This is a genomic window from Candidatus Sulfotelmatobacter sp. (assembly GCA_035498555.1).
Taxonomy (GTDB): domain Bacteria; phylum Eisenbacteria; class RBG-16-71-46; order RBG-16-71-46; family RBG-16-71-46; genus DATKAB01.
Map to the genome: position 1 here is coordinate 1 of DATKAB010000109.1, position 14965 is coordinate 14965.

The following is a 14965-nucleotide window of genomic DNA, read 5'->3' on the forward strand; positions in this document are numbered from 1 at the left end:
TGCAACACGGTCTCGGCCACGATCGCGGCGGGCATCGTGCCGGCGGCGATGGAAATCATGGATCGCAACGTCAACGAGCTGGTCGAGGCCTGGCTCCACCTCGGGCTGCCGCTCGACGCCGCCGCCGTTCTGCTGATCGAGGTGGACGGCCCGGCCGAGAGTCTGCCGGCGCAGGTCGAGCGCATCGTTGCGATTGCGCGCGAGCACGGCACGCGCTCGACGCGCGTGGCGAAGGACGATGCCGAGCGCGCCGCGCTGTGGAAGGGCCGCAAGTCGGCGTTCGGCGCATTCGGCCGCAGCGGCAACGGCTTCTACATCATGGATGGCGTGGTGCCGCGCACGCGGCTCGCCGAGGCGCTGGCCACGGTCTATCGGCTGTGCGAGGAGCGCGGACTCGAGACCGGCAACGTGTTCCACGCCGGCGACGGAAATCTCCATCCCCACATCGCGTTTCACTTCGGCGACCCGAAATCGCAGCAGGCGGCGCTCGAGGTGTCGCAGGAGATCCTGCGCATGTGCATCCGCTTCGGGGGAACCATCTCGGGCGAGCACGGCGTCGGCATCGAGAAGAAGCCGATGATGCGCGAGCTGTTCGCGCCCGAGGATCTCGTGCTCATGAACCGCGTGCGCACCTCGCTCAATCCCGAAGGCCGCCTGAATCCCTGCAAGGTGCTGCCGGGCGGCGCGGGGTGCGGCGAGGCCGCCGCGCACGCCCATGAGGGCGCGGCTCCGGCGGTGATGCGCGGCGCGCCGGCCGGCGCCGACGTCGAGGGGCCGTGGATATGAGTGACACCCTGTCGGCGGCTCTCGGCCTCGACGCGAGCCGCGCGTTGGATCCCGCGCGTTTCGCGATCTCCGGCCTCGTGCCGCGATTCGCGCTCCGGCCGGCGACGCGCGACGAGGCGGCGGAAGCGCTGCGCGTCGCGTCGCGCGACGGCCTGAGCGTGGTTCCGTGGGGCGGCGGTGTGGCCTTGCCCGGCGAGGCGGCGCCGGAACGTTACGACCTGGCGCTCGATATTGGCGCGCTCGATCGGCTGGTCGAGTACCAGCCCGACGATCTCACGCTCACCGCCGAATGCGGCATCACCATCGCCACGCTGCGCGCGGAGCTCGCGCGCCACGGCCAGGAGCTCCCGCTCGAAGCGGCGCACGCCCGCCGCGCCACACTCGGCGGTGCGCTCGCGGCCAACGCCTGTGGGCCGCGCCGCCGCCGCTTCGGTGCCGCGCGTGATCGCGTCCTCGGCGCGCGCTATCTGCTCGGCGACGGGTCGAGTGCGCGCAGCGGTGGGAAAGTGGTGAAGAACGTCGCCGGCTACGGGCTTCATCGCCTGCTGTGCGGCTCGCGTGGCGGGCTGGCGGTGATCCTGGAAGCCAGCCTCAAGCTGCAGCCGGCGCCGGCGACGCGCGTGGCGCTGGTCTTCGCCCTCGATCGCGCCACGCTCGTAGACCGGGCGCGATGGAGCGAGTTCCCCCGCCTGGAACCCTCGGCGCTCACCGTGCCGAGCGGCGAGCGCGCGGCAGCCGCCGGCGTCGCGGGCCGGGGCGGCGAGTGCGTGGCGATCGTGGCGCTGGAGGACGACGCCGCGTGGGTCGCCGAGCAGGAGATCGCCACCACCCGCGCGCTTGGAGAGCCCGCCGTGCGAATCGAAGGCGCGGAAGTCGGGGCGCTGCTCGATCGGCTCGCGGATCTCGAAGAAACGCCCGGGGCGCGGCTCAGCTTCACCACCGCCGACACGTCGCCGGCGGCGCTCGGCGCGGTGCTCGATGCGGCGGCCGGCGGACCCTTCGTGTTTCATGCGTCGGCCGGCCGGCTTCAGCTTTGGCCGGTCGAGGGCCACGGACCCGCGATCGCGGCGTCGCTCGCCGATTCCGGTTTCACGCTGATCGATCATCGCGGCTCGAGCGCGATCGAACCGGCGATTCCGCCGCAGGCGGCCGTCGCCTCGATGCGCGCCGGGCTTCGCGACGCGTTCGACCCCGGCCGGCGCTTCGCGTTCGGGGAACGGTGGATCGACCCGGGTCGTTGATCGCGCTCGTGGCACTGTCGGCGCTCGCGCTCGCGACGCCCGGCCATGCGTCCACCAGCAGCGCGCTGCCGCTCTCCGACAACTACCCGATTTTCCGGCGCGAAGATTCGCTGGTCGTCGCCGGACGTTGGAGCGAGTCGCAAGCGCTCCTCGATTCGCTCTTGCGCGCGGCGCGCGCCAGCGGCAATCGGCGGCTCGAGCTCCAGACGCTGGTGCAGCGTGGCGGGCGGCTCGCATTTAGCGGCGAGACCGAAGCCGGCGAACAGGATCTTCGCGCGGCGCTCAAGCTCGCCCCTCAGTTGCGCGACACGACGCTGTGGTGCGCGGCGCTCCGTGCGCTGACCCTCGCCTATCAGAACACCGGGCGTCTCAAGGAGTCGGCACCGCTCGCGCTCGAGAATCAGCGACTCGCGCGCGCCCAGGGGAACGTCGCGTCGGTGGCGCGAGCCGACTGGCTGGCCGCGTACCAGCACCTCTGCGAGGGGCAGTACACGCGCGCCGTGCCGCAATATCGCAGTGCGATCTCGGAGCTGTCGCGAGCTGGCCTGAACGCCGAGGCGCTCGAGGCCCACGTGGGGCTGGCCCGCGCCTACGATGCGCTCGGCGAAACCAATCTTGCGCGCAACGAGTATCAGCGCGTGATCGCCGAGAGCGCCGGCCTCTCGCGATGGCTGTCGGCCGCCAATGCCTGGAACAATCTCGGCAACATCGAGAAGGCCGACGGCGACCCCACCACCGCCCTGGCCGATTGGAACCGCGCGCTGCCCCTCTATGAGCAGGTCCGGAAGTCGGACTTCGCGAGGTCGACGCGACTGAACGTGGCGCAGGCGCTGGTGGATCTCGGCCGATACGACGAAGCGGCCGCCGCGGCCGAGAGCGTGTTGAGCGAATCGAAGGCGCTCGGCGATCTCGATCATGAGATTCGCGCCTGGATCACGCGAGCGGAGATCCGGGCCCGGCAGGCCCGCTACGACGAGAGCCTGGCGGATGCCGACTCGGCTCTGAGTCGTAGCCAGGCGCTGACTCCGGAATCACGCGCCGCCGCCGAGCTGGCACAGATCGAGGCGTTGCGTGGTCTGGGGCGCATCGCCGCTGCGCGCGCGCAGGCCGCCGGCATCGCCGATCGCGCGGGCGGCGCGCTCTCGGCACTGCAGCGGCGAGACCTCCGCCGCGACCGGATCGAGCTCGAGCTGCTCAGCGGACATCCCGAGGAGGGCCTGCGATTGCTCGAAGCCGCGAGCGCCGATTCCACCGCCGACGCCTGGCGCGACCAGCTCTACCGTTCCCGCTGCCACGCCGCGCTGGGCCAGCACGAGCTCGCGTTTCGAGAGCTGGAAGAGGCCGCCTCGGGCTGGGAACGCTGGCGTGGCACGCCCGGCGATCCGGAGTGGCGCGAATCGCGCGGGCCCGATGCCGCGATGCTCTACCAGGAGTTCCAGGTGCTGATCGCCGGCGAGTCCGGCGGGCCGGAGCGCGAGAAGGAGGAGCGGCGCGCATTCGATGCCATTCAGAGATTCAAGGCGCGCACGCTCGAGGAGCGCATGGGAGGAAGGCTGGCCTCGACGCAGTCCCGCGTGGCGGCGACTCTCGCATGGCTGCAGAGCGGCGGCCTTCGCGAAGGCGAGCTGTTTCTCGATTTCTATACCGGTCCCGACTCGGCGTTCGCCTGCGCGGCCTCGCCACGGGCGTTCCGGTGGGTCTCGCTGGGCAACTCGCGCGAGCTGCGCACCAGGATCGCGCGAAGCGGCAGTCTGTTCGCGGCGCGCGGCAGCGACGCTCCGGCGGTCTCCGCCTGCGACGCGGCGGCCGCATCGCTGGGGCTCGGATTGCTCGCCGGGTATGCGGATCTCGTCCATGCCGCCCGTCGCGTGATCATCGCGCCCGACGCCGAGCTGGCGGGCGTTCCCTTTGGCGCGCTGCGGCTCGAGGGCCGCGTCGTGCTGGCGGATCGCGAAGTGGTGACGGTTCCTTCGGCAACCATTCTGCGCAACCTCCTCCCCGGTGAGGGAGCGAATGCTTCCGGCGAGCTGCTGGCGCTGGCGGGTGGCGCGCACGGCGCGGATCGCCTGACGGGCGCCGAACAGGAGGTGCGCTGGCTCGAACGCAACATCGAGCACGTCCGAGTGCTCGAGAATCCGGCCGTTCTCGATCGCGACGCGCTGCTGGGCCGGCTCGCCGGGTGCGACGCGGTGCATGTCGCGGCTCACACCGAGGTCAACATCGACGCCCCGTGGCGCTCGGGCATCCAGCTCACTTCTTCCGCCGCGCCTCGAGAGCTGGAGTTCCTCCGTGCCTCCACCATCGCCAGTCTCAGGCTGCGCGCCCGGCTCGCGGTGCTCTCCGGCTGCCAGTCCTATGGCAGCCGCGAACTGTTCGGCGAGGGCGTGCTGGGGCTTTCCACCGCGTTCCTCGGCGCGGGAGTGCCCTCGGTCGTGTGTACTCTGTGGCCGGTGGACGACCGTGCGACCGCGACCTTCATGGAGGATTTTTATTCGAAGCTGCTTCATGGCGAGACGCCGGCCGCCGCGCTGCGCTCCGCGCAGCTCGAGACCATGGCCCGACCCGAGACCCGCCATCCGCGCTACTGGGCGGGGTTCGTGCTGGTGGGCAAACCCGAATCCCGACTGGCGTTGCGCCGCCGTGCCTGACCGCGCGCATTTCGGCTGTGACGAACCGACTCGGGGATCGTCCTTCTCGTGAGCGACACGCATCGCAACGCCCCGGACGAAGAGCTGCTGCGTCGCGTGCGCGAGGATCCCGACGGAGCCGCTGGGCGCGCCGCCATCGAGGCGCTGCTCGGCCGGTACATGGAGCGAATCTATCTCTACTGCTTCCGGATGGTGCGCGACCGCGATCGCGCGCTCGATCTGGCGCAGGAAGCGATGATCGATGCGCTGCGGGGGCTGCCGGGGTTCGAGGGGCGCGCGCGATTCGCGTCGTGGCTGTTCGCGATCGTGCGCAACCGCTGCCGGACCGCGCTGCGCCCGCGCAGCCTGACGCGTGACGACGAGGTGGAAACCGATGAGCTGAGCGACGGCGGCGCCAACCCCGAGGCGCTGTGGATCGAGCGCGAAGGCGAAGCGAGGCTGGAGCGACTGGTGATGGAACACCTCGAACCACTTGAACAAAACGCGATCTGGCTGCGCTGCGTCGAGGGGATGCCGGTGGACGAGATCACGCGAGTACTGGGAGTCGAATCCGCGTCGGGCGCGCGTGGATTGCTGCAAACGGCTCGCCGCAAACTGCGCGCGGCGCTGAGTCGCGAGGAGCAGACTGGCAAGGGAGAGCCCGATGGAACGCGATAGAGAGTTTTCGATCGAGGAGCTGGGAGAGATCGCCGAGCTTTCGTCCGATCATCCGCGGCGCCGAGAATTCGAGCGCTCGCCCCGCGGGCGCGCGCTGCTCGCCACCTACCGATCGTTCGTGAATCCCGGTGCCGCCGGGGCGGAGGCCGGCCTCGAGCAGGCGCGGGCGCATCTCCAGGCATTGCTGGTGCGCGAGCTGGGGCAGAGCGCCGGACCCGCGGCCGCGGGCGCGGCCGGCGAACGCCGCCCGCCGTCGAATTCGTGGAGCTGGCGGTCGTGGGCGGCCCTGCGACCCGTACTGGCGTTGGCCGTGATCGTGATCGTCGCGGCCGGCGCCTGGGTCGCGACGCAACATCGCGGCGCGTCCAACCCGGTCCTGCGCGGCCGGCGAGTCGGTGGAACCGTCGAGCTGGCGCTTCACGCGCCGCGCGCGACCGCCGAGGGGCTCGAGCTGAGCTGGGAGCCGGTCGCGGGGGCCGATCGCTACGAGGTCGCGTTCTTCGCCTCCGACCTCCGCGATCTGGCCCACGCCCCGGCCACGAGCGAGCCACGGCTCGTGCTCTCGCTGGTGGCATTGCCGTCCGGCCTCTCGCGCCGCTCGACCGTCCTCTGGCAGGTCAGCGCCAGGAAGGGCAGCACCCCGCTCGCCCAGTCGGAGACCGCGCCGCTCCAGATTCCCTGAGAGCGGCGGTTCGGCGGCGGCCGGAGACTCGGGCCGGGGCTGTGATTTCCGTGACCTCCCGATCGTCTGTTCGTCACGCGCGTCCGGAATCGCCCGCGGCGCCCGACTCGAGAGGTCGCCATGAAGCTCCGCCCACAGTTTCACGGTTCCATCCTCATTGCACTGCTCTTGTATTTGCCCGGCTCCGCCCAAATCGCCGCCGCGTTCACCCTGAGCACCCGAATCGACTACACGACTGCTGCCGGCACTTACAACGTCTCGGTCGCCGATCTCAACAGCGACGGGCGGCCCGATGTGATCGCTCCCTGTTTCTCGGCGAACGTCGTCTCGGTGCTGCTGGGCACCGGCGGCGGTCATCTCTCGTTCCATGTCGATTGGCCGACCGGAAACGGTCCCACCAACGTGGCGGTGGGCGACCTGAATGGTGACGGGCGGCCCGATCTGGTGGTCACGAATCAAACCGCGGGCACGATTTCGATCCTGCTCGGCGATGGCATTGGTGGCTTCGGTGTGAAGACCGACGTCGCGACGGGGCCGCTGCCGAATTGCGCCGTGATCGCCGACTTCAACGAAGACGGCCGGCCGGACGTCGCGGTCAGCACGCAGAGCGGCTCGGGCGTCACGGTCCTCCTCGGCGACGGAGCCGGGGGTCTCGGTTCGCGCAGGGATTTCACCAGCGGCAGCACTTCCACGTCGCTGGCTGCGGCAGATTTCGACGGCGACGGTCACGTGGATCTCGCGGTCGCGAATCACGGCTCCAACAGCATTACGATCCTGCACGGCGACGGCTCCGGCGGATTCGGCACGCCGGCGACCGTCGCGGTGACCAGTCCGACCGGCGTCGCCACCACCGATTTCAACCAGGACGGCACTCCCGACCTGGTCGCGACCAGCAATGTCACCGACTCGGTCACGGTCTGGCTGGGCCCGATCGGAGTCGGCGCGCGGACCGCGTACGCCATCGGCACCAACATCATCTCGGTGGCCACGGGGTGCACGCACAGCATCGGCGGCTCTCCCGACATCGTGATCGCCGACACCGGCGCCAACAGCATCGCGGTGCTGACTGGTGACGGAGACGGCGGCTTCTCGCTCCCGGCGCTCACCAGCGCCGGAATCGGCCCGGATGGCGTCGCGGTGGTGGACATGAACGGTGACGGCCTGCTGGACGTCGTCACCGCCAACAACTCGGGGTCCTCGGTGTCGGTGCTGCTCAACGACAATGGATTCCCGTTCACTCCGAAGACCGATGCCGTGGTGGGAAGTTTTCCCGGGCAGGTCGTGCTCGCCGATCTGAATCACGACGGCAGGCTCGACGCCGTCGTCGCCAATACCGCCAGCATGTCGGTCTCGACCCTGCTGGGTGACGGCGCAGGTGGCTTCGGGCCCAAGACCGACTTCAGTCTCACCGGTGGCTCGTTCGGAGTCGCGGTGGCCGACTTCAATCTCGACGGCAATCCCGACATCGCAATCGCCGGCGGCGGGTTCAACACGCTGTCGGTGCTGATGGGAAACGGCGTCGGCAACTTCGCGGCGCACGTCGATTACACGACGGGTCTGTTCCCGGCGGGGATCGTGGCGGTCGATCTCAACCATGACGGCCGGCCGGATCTGGTGACGGTCAATTCCACCGGCAACAGCGTCTCGATCCTGCTCAACAACGGCAGCGGCACGTTCGGCGCGAAGACCGACGTCACGGCCGGATCCTCTCCCAACGCGATCGCCGCCGGCGATCTCAACGGTGACGGGAATCCGGACATCGTGGTCACCAACGGCGCGACGAACACGGTTTCCATCTTCCTCGGCAACGGCACCGGTGGACTCAATCCGCAGGTGACGGTGGCCACCGGCACAACGCCTCATGGCCTCGCGATTGGCGACGTCAATGGCGACGGCAAGGCCGACCTGGTGGTCACCAACAGCGCGGGCCCGAGTGTCTCGGTCCTGATCGGAAATGGAACCGGCACGTCGTTCATCAGGAGCGACTACGGCACCGGAACCAATCCGCAGGGGGTGGCGATCCGCGACATCGACGGTGACGGGCTGCCGGACCTGGTGGTCTGCGAGCAGGGAAGCAATGCGCTTTCGATCTTGTCCGGCCGAGGCAGCGGCGTATTCGCCCCGCGCGTCATCGGATTCCAGGGGGTCGATCCCTACTCGGTCGCGATCGCCGATCTGAACGGCGACGGCAAGCCCGATCTGGTGTTCTCCGAGAACAATTTTGCGAAGATCGGAACCGACCTCGCGCTCGAGAGCACGCAGACCGCGCTGAGCGTGACGCCCAACCCCGCGGTGCGCCCGGGGCCGCTCGTGCTGTCCGCCACGGTCACGACCACCGCGCCGGGGGCGGGACCGCTCACCGGGCCGGTCTTCTTCTACGACGGCGCCACGCCGCTCGGGTACACGAATCTGGCGGGTGGCGTCGCGGCGATCTCGATTACCACGACTCGGCTGGGGGTTCGGTCGCTGTGGGCGCTCTATCGGCCGATCTCGCGGTTCGTCGCCAGCGTTTCGCCGATTGTCAGCCAGCGAGTCGTCACGTCCGCGGCCGGTCACATCGTCTCGACGAAGGACGTAACGGCCGATGAGGGAGGTCGCGTCCACCTGGCCTTCGCGCGGAGCCCGTTCGACTTCTACAGCTCACCGACGCCGATCGCGCGCTACGACGTGTTCCGGCGCCAGCTCGTGATCGGCGCATCGCTGGCGCGTGCTCCTCGAGCCACGCTCGTGCCCAATCAAACCGAGCTGGCCGGCTGGGATTTCGTCGCCAGCGTCCCGGCCAACATTGAAACCGAATACGACCTGGTGGCGCCGACGGTCATCGATTCGAACACCACCGGCGCTCACTTCAGCGTCTTCCTGGTGCGAGCGTCCACCGCGACGCCCGGCGTCTACTACGACTCGGCGCCGGACTCGGGTTACTCGGTGGACAATCTGCCGCCCGCGCCACCGGCACCATTCCTCGGCGCCTATTCGGGAGGTGCCACGCATCTTCACTGGGGCGCCAACACCGAAGCGGACTTCTGGTATTACAAGCTCTATCGCGGTGCTTCGAGCGGCTTCGTTCCCGGTCCCGGCAACTTCGTCGCCTCGCTCCCTGACACCGGATATCAGGATGTCGGCCCGGCGGGCTCCTGGTACAAGCTCGCCGCGGTGGACGTGAACGGCAACGTGAGCCCGTTCTCGCTCGTCGGCCCCAATGGAATCACCGCGGTGGGCGACCCCGGTCCGGCCGAGTTCGCGCTTGCTCCGCCGAGCCCGAATCCCGCGCGCGGGCCGGGGCTGGTGGTGCGCTTCTCGCTGCCGGCTTCGCGACCGGGCCGGATCGAGCTGCTCGATGTGAGCGGGCGGCGCATCACGAATCGCGACGTCGGCGGATTCGGCCCCGGAGAGCATTCCATCGATCTTGCAGATGGCCGGATGCTTCCGCCCGGCGTCTATCTGGTGCGGCTCACCTGCGGGGCCGAATCGCGGATGGTGAGGGCCGCAGTGCTCGAGTAGCGCGAGCCAGCGTCAAGAGCCTGTAAGAACTGGCGGCGACGGGATGTCGCCGCCAGTCTTCGCTGGAGCCCCTCCCGTTCCCTGCCGATCCCCTTCATGCGGGGCGTGTGGTCCCCGACCGGCGGAAGGGAGCGGACCGGATGAGAAGATCGATCACTGCGGGCAACGCGACTCTGGCGCTGGCGATCGCGTTCAGCGCCTCGATCTCGCGCGCCGACCAGGCGCCGCCCGCGAACGCGGCCCCCGCTCCGCCTCAGTCGGCGATCGTGAAGCCCGCTCCGATGGTGGTGACGCCGATCCTGCCTCCAGCGAATCCATCGATCGACATGAACGGCTTCCTGAAGGTCTCTCAGGAGGCCGCCGCGCTACGCCTGAGGCACCGCGTCAGCGAGGACGATTTCATCCGCATGAGCCGCATGCCCGGCACGTTGATCCTCGACGCACGCAGCCACGACAAGTATGACCTGCTGCACGTGAAGGGCGCCGTCAATCTCAGCTTCCCCGACATCGCGGTCGCCAGCCTCGCGCGGACGATTCCAGACAAGAGCACGCGCATCCTGATCTACTGCAACAACAATTTCCTCAACGCTCCGAACGCGTTCCCTTCCAAGCTCGCGACCGCGTCGCTCAATCTCTCCACGTTCATCGCGCTCTACAACTACGGCTACCGGAACGTGTACGAGCTGGGCCCGACGCTCGACGTTCACCAGACCAGAATCCAGTTCGAGCCGCCGATCGCGCCGCGGTGAAAAACGCTTCTCTCAGCCGGGCTGGTGCTCCTGGCGCAGCAGATCGTTCACCGTCTTCACGGGATTGAAGACGGTGAGCGGCACTTCGACGAACCGGCTGTTCCAGCCCGCCATCGCGCCATTCCACAGGCCCGGCCGCTCGAGAGTCTTGAGCTCGCGGCCGCCGTCGCTCTTCCTCGCGATCATCACCGCCTGACGATCCACGAATTGCGCGAGCGGATAGACCCGGTCCCGAGCGTCGCGGAGCGCCAGCGCCATGAACACCGGATTGAAGTGGGTGGCTGACGCCACCACTTTCTTCTGCGCGGGATCGGCGTTGTTCACCTGCGACAGCTCGACGATCTGCGGCGTGACCTCGCCGTCGGTTCCGCGCACCCACATCGGCCCGCCGCCCGGCTCGCCGGTGTTGGGCACCATGCCGCACACCCGGATCGGGCGCGCGAGCTGCGAGTGGGCCCACGCCGCCAGCGCCGAATTCGCGGCCGCGCCATTGCCCGCGGCGTCCGGGGGCGGAACTCGATGGAACGTCTCGCGCAGGAAATGCGCCGCCTCCTCGGTTGCCGTCGCGTCGGCGCCGCTCTCGAGGCGCCGGAGCAACTCCACCGCGCGCCGCTCGAGCCCTGCCACCATGCCGATCACGATCCGCGACCAGGAGAACGTGGGCGGCTTGAACCGGTCGTGCGCCACATTGTCGATGTTGCGCACCATCACCAGATCACCGGGGAGGTCGGCGAGGTTCTCGATCAGCGCGCCATGTCCGGATGGCCGCAGCAGCAGCGAGCCGTCGGCATGGCGGAACGCCTCGCCGTCGAGCGCCGCTGCGATCGTGTCGGTGGCCGGTCGCTGCTCGGAGAGCTCCACGTCGAGCCGCACGTCGAGCCGCTCCTCGAGCTGCGGCCCGACGTCGGCGATTCGCGCCTCGAAGCGCCGCCGGTGCTCGGGCGACACGGTGAAGTGCAGCCGGCACACACCTTCGCCATCCGCGACCACCTGGGTCGCCTCGATCAGGTGTTCTTCGAACGCGGCACGGGGCCCCTCCGGATAGGCGTGGAACGGAAGCAGGCCCTTGGGCGTCCGCGCGGCATCGAGCGTCTCCTCGTCGAGCAGCGCTTCGAGAATCGTCTCGTACGGACCGCTCCGCACCAGATCGCGAAGCCGAGCTCCGTTGCGTTCCGCCTCGGCCTTGAGCCCCGCGAAGAAGGCGAAGCGATCGATGCCGGCGAGGAATTCCCGCATCGCCCTCGCTTCGGCTCGCCCGGCGCGCGCCGCGGCATCGAGGCCTTGGGGCGTCATCAGCTCCGGTTCGGCGCGGCAGATCATGAGATCGCGGAACATGCGGCTCGCGGCGCCCGAAGCTGGGACGAACATGCCGACCCGCCCGCGATCGGCGGCGTCGGCGTGAAGCCGCAGCAGCTCGCGACCTTCCTCGGCGCCAACGCGCACGATACCGTCGCCGATGGTGCACGGCCGATCGAGCACGACCGGGGCGGGTGGATGGGCGAGCAAGGCAAGCTGTCGCTCGGCCTCTTCCACGGAGATGCCGTGCGAGGCGAGCTGCTGGGCGTCGGATGGAGTGAAATGTCCGGGCATGGTAATGGGCGGTCGGTCTCGACCGGGCAAGGTAGCGGAATCGAGCAACGGTGCGCGAGGTGCTAGCCTCCGGGCTTCCACTCGATCTCATGGAGGCAGACATGAAGCGCCACGCTCGTCGCGGTTCCCAGATCGTCGCTCTCGCGCCCTGCCTGCTGGCGCTCTCGCCACAGGCCGCTCTCGCTGCCGACAAGATCGGCCCGATCGCTCACACTTATTCGATCGTGGCGCGCGATCCCGAGACCGGCGAGCTCGGCGTGGCGGTGCAGTCGCACTACTTCTCGGTCGGCCCGGTGGTTCCATGGGCCGAGGCCGGAGTCGGCGCGGTGGCGACACAGTCACTGGTGCTGGTCGACTACGGTCCCAACGGTCTCGAGCTGATGCGCAAAGGGGTGCCGGCGCCCGAGGCCTTGAAGCAGCTGGTCGCCGCCGACACCGCGCGCGACGGGCGCCAGGTGGCGATGATCGACGCTCAGGGTCGCGTCGACGCATGGACGGGACCCAGGTGCATTCCGTTCGCGGGCCAGCACGTCGGCAAGGACTATTCGTGTCAGGCCAATCTCATGCGCAGCGACGCAATCTGGCCGGCGATGGCGCGCGCCTACGAGGCGGCGAAGGGCGACCTCGCCGAGCGGATGATGCAGGCGCTCGAGGCCGGCGAGCGCGCGGGCGGCGACATCCGCGGGCGTCAGTCGGCGGCGATGGTGATCGTGAAGGCGAAATCGAGCGGCAAGCCGTGGGCGGATCGCGTGATCGATCTGCGCGTCGAGGACAGCAAGGATCCGCTCGGGGAATTGCGGCGGCTCATCAAGCTGCGCCGCGCCTACAACTATGAAGACGCCGGCGACAATGCGATCTCGGAGAAGAAGCCGGAAGAGGCGCTCAAGAACTACGAGCAGGCGGCGAAGCTCGCTCCCGAAGTGGTCGAGCTGCAGTTCTGGGCGGCGGTCTCGATGTACACCAACGGTCGCGAACCCGAGGGCCTGCAGACCTTCCGCCACGTGTTCGCGCGGGAGCGTTTCTGGATGGACCTGGTTCCGCGGCTGGCGCAGGTCGGCCTGTTCCCCAACGACCCCGACAAGATCGCCGAGGTGCAGCGCCAGGCGCCGCGGGTGGAAAGATTTCTCAGGTAACGAGGTTTTCGGAGTCGCGAGGAGCTTGAGTTGAGAATCGAGCGCGTCAGCCCGCTGCCGCACGCCAAGGAGTCGTCAAGCTCGGGGCGCTTTTCCGGCCCCGGCGCGGCTGCTAGCCTCGGCACCGTGAGCGAAGCCCGCCGCAAGAACCCCAGCCTGAACGACGTCTGGCGCGAATCGCGCGAGCTGATCGTTCAGCACCGGCGCCAGCTCGGCATCGGCCTGGTGCTGCTGGTGATCAGCCGCGCCGCCGGACTGGTGCTGCCCTTCACCTCGAAGACGCTGATCGACGACGTGATCGGCAAGCGTCACGTGCAGCTGCTGGTTCCGCTGGCGCTCGCGGCCGGCGGCGCCACGCTGATCCAGGCGCTCTCGGGCTTCGGCCTGTCGCAGGTGGTGTCGATCACCGCGCAGCGCGCGATCACCGACATGCGCCGCAGGGTCATGGCGCACGTCACGCGGCTTCCGGTGCGCTACTTCGACTCGACTCAGACCGGCATTCTGATCTCCCGCATCATGACCGACGCCGAGGGCATCCGGAATCTGGTCGGCACCGGGCTCGTGCAATTGATCGGCGGGATCCTGACCGCGATCGTCGCGCTGGTGGTGCTGCTCAATCTCAACTGGCGCCTCACCCTGATCACGCTGGCGGTGCTGGCGATTTTCAGCGGATTCATGACCTGGGTGTTCAAGCGCTTCCGCCCGCTGTTCCGCGAGCGCGGCAAGATCAACGCCGAGGTCACGGGGCGGCTCGCCGAAACGCTGGGCGGCGTGCGCATCGTCAAGGCCTACACCGCCGAACATCGCGAGCAGATCGTTTTCACGCGGGGCGCGAATCGGCTGCTGCGCAACGTGGCGCAATCCATCACCGCGGTGTCGGGCACGCAGGCGTTCTCGACCATCATCGTGGGCGCGATCGGGGTGATCATGATGCTGGTCGGCGGCCAGTCCATCCTCGCCGGCAAGATGACCGTCGGTGGGCTGGTGATGTATCTGGCGTTCACCGGCATGCTGGCCGGCCCGCTGGTCGAGATCGCCAACATCGGCACCCAGATCACCGAGGCGTTCGCCGGCCTCGACCGCATCCGCGACCTGCAGGCGATGGTGGCCGAGGACGCGAGCGACGCGGAGCGCCCGGCGCTTGGCCCCATGAAGGGCGACATCGCGTTCGAGGACGTGAGCTTCGAGTACAACGCCGGCGCGCCGGTTCTCAAGCACGTCAGCTTCAACGCGCCGGCGGGAACCACCACCGCGCTGGTCGGTTCGAGCGGCTCGGGCAAGAGCACGCTGATCAGCCTGGTGATGGCGTTCAATCGCCCGAAGTCCGGGCGCGTGATGCTCGACGGCCGCGACCTCGCCACCGTGCGGCTCGCCGACTATCGCGATCATCTCGGCGTCGTGCTGCAGGACAACTTTCTGTTCGACGGCACCATCGCCGAGAACATCGCGTTCTCGCGGCCCAACGCCACGCCCGAACGCATTCGCGAAGTGAGCCGCATCGCCCACTGCGACGAGTTCATCGACCGCTTCGAGAAAGGCTACGACACCATCGTCGGCGAGCGTGGCGTGCGTCTCTCGGGCGGGCAGCGGCAGCGGGTCTCGATCGCGCGGGCCATTCTGGCCAACCCCAAGATATTGATCTTGGACGAGGCGACCTCGAGTCTCGACTCCGAGAGCGAGGCCATGATTCAGGACGGGCTGCGCTCGCTGATGCGCGGGCGCACCACGTTCGTGATCGCGCACCGGCTGTCTACGATTCGGGGCGCCGATCAGATCCTGGTGCTCGAAGGGGGCGAAATCGTCGAGCGCGGCACCCACGAGCAGCTGATGGTGAAACATGGCCGCTATCGCGAGCTACACGATCGCCAGTACCAGCTCGAACTGAATCGCTTCATCAATCCCGGCGAGGACTTCATCGAAGTGCCGGAGCGCGCCCGCGCGATCAGCGAGAGCGAGACCGTGGCGCCCCCGAGGGTGT

At 68.9% G+C, this 14965-nt stretch carries 10 protein-coding genes; 9 read left to right on the top strand and 1 reads right to left on the bottom strand.

All coding sequences use genetic code 11. The features are described from left to right. From VMJ70_09865 to VMJ70_09895, 7 genes are all read left to right on the top strand, one after another. Positions 1 to 786 (top strand): FAD-linked oxidase C-terminal domain-containing protein (locus VMJ70_09865; protein ID HTO91427.1); only part of this gene is annotated, 786 nt, incomplete at its 5' end. After that, on the top strand, positions 783 to 2027 hold the full coding sequence (locus tag VMJ70_09870; protein HTO91428.1) for an FAD-binding oxidoreductase: 1245 nt from the start codon (positions 783 to 785) through the stop codon (positions 2025 to 2027). The genes VMJ70_09865 and VMJ70_09870, both read left to right, overlap by 4 nt. Continuing rightward, positions 2024 to 4675: a CHAT domain-containing tetratricopeptide repeat protein gene (locus tag VMJ70_09875; protein ID HTO91429.1), complete on the top strand. Its 2652-nt coding sequence runs from the start codon at positions 2024 to 2026 to the stop codon at positions 4673 to 4675. Before VMJ70_09870 ends, VMJ70_09875 begins: the two co-directional genes overlap by 4 nt. A 48-nt stretch (positions 4676 to 4723) precedes the next feature. After that, the gene (locus tag VMJ70_09880) at positions 4724 to 5332 is read left to right on the top strand and encodes a sigma-70 family RNA polymerase sigma factor (protein HTO91430.1); all 609 of its coding nucleotides are present in this window, start codon (positions 4724 to 4726) and stop codon (positions 5330 to 5332) included. After that, positions 5319 to 6014, top strand: coding sequence for a hypothetical protein (locus VMJ70_09885; GenBank protein ID HTO91431.1), 696 nt, complete (start codon positions 5319 to 5321; stop codon positions 6012 to 6014). Before VMJ70_09880 ends, VMJ70_09885 begins: the two co-directional genes overlap by 14 nt. A 120-nt stretch (positions 6015 to 6134) precedes the next feature. Beyond that, positions 6135 to 9515, top strand: a complete 3381-nt coding sequence (locus VMJ70_09890) for an FG-GAP-like repeat-containing protein (GenBank protein HTO91432.1) — start codon at positions 6135 to 6137, stop codon at positions 9513 to 9515. 140 nt (positions 9516 to 9655) lie between these two features. Then, complete coding sequence (locus VMJ70_09895; GenBank protein ID HTO91433.1) at positions 9656 to 10264, top strand: rhodanese-like domain-containing protein; 609 nt, start codon at positions 9656 to 9658, stop codon at positions 10262 to 10264. Between the two features lie 12 nt (positions 10265 to 10276). On the opposite strand, the gene VMJ70_09900 is transcribed toward VMJ70_09895, so the two are convergent. After that, positions 10277 to 11854, bottom strand: coding sequence for a DUF4301 family protein (locus VMJ70_09900; protein ID HTO91434.1), 1578 nt, complete (start codon positions 11852 to 11854; stop codon positions 10277 to 10279). 101 nt (positions 11855 to 11955) lie between these two features. On the opposite strand from VMJ70_09900, the gene VMJ70_09905 reads away from it, so the two are divergent. Together VMJ70_09905 and VMJ70_09910 are read left to right on the top strand one after the other, a co-directional pair. Further along, the gene (locus VMJ70_09905) at positions 11956 to 12987 is read left to right on the top strand and encodes a DUF1028 domain-containing protein (GenBank protein ID HTO91435.1); all 1032 of its coding nucleotides are present in this window, start codon (positions 11956 to 11958) and stop codon (positions 12985 to 12987) included. A gap of 30 nt (positions 12988 to 13017) precedes the next feature. Next, the coding region (locus VMJ70_09910) for an ABC transporter ATP-binding protein (protein HTO91436.1) at positions 13018 to 14965 on the top strand (1948 nt) is incomplete at its 3' end.

What these genes read in the sequence shown, in the direction of transcription:
- VMJ70_09870 (HTO91428.1), top strand. Translation starts at nt 783, where the DNA reads ATGAGTGACACCCTGTCGGCGGCTCTCGGCCTCGACGCGAGCCGCGCG.
- VMJ70_09885 (HTO91431.1), top strand. Translation starts at nt 5,319, where the DNA reads ATGGAACGCGATAGAGAGTTTTCGATCGAGGAGCTGGGAGAGATCGCC.
- VMJ70_09890 (HTO91432.1), top strand. Translation starts at nt 6,135, where the DNA reads ATGAAGCTCCGCCCACAGTTTCACGGTTCCATCCTCATTGCACTGCTC.
- VMJ70_09895 (HTO91433.1), top strand. Translation starts at nt 9,656, where the DNA reads ATGAGAAGATCGATCACTGCGGGCAACGCGACTCTGGCGCTGGCGATC.
- VMJ70_09900 (HTO91434.1), bottom strand. Translation starts at nt 11,854, where the DNA reads ATGCCCGGACATTTCACTCCATCCGACGCCCAGCAGCTCGCCTCGCAC.
- VMJ70_09905 (HTO91435.1), top strand. Translation starts at nt 11,956, where the DNA reads ATGAAGCGCCACGCTCGTCGCGGTTCCCAGATCGTCGCTCTCGCGCCC.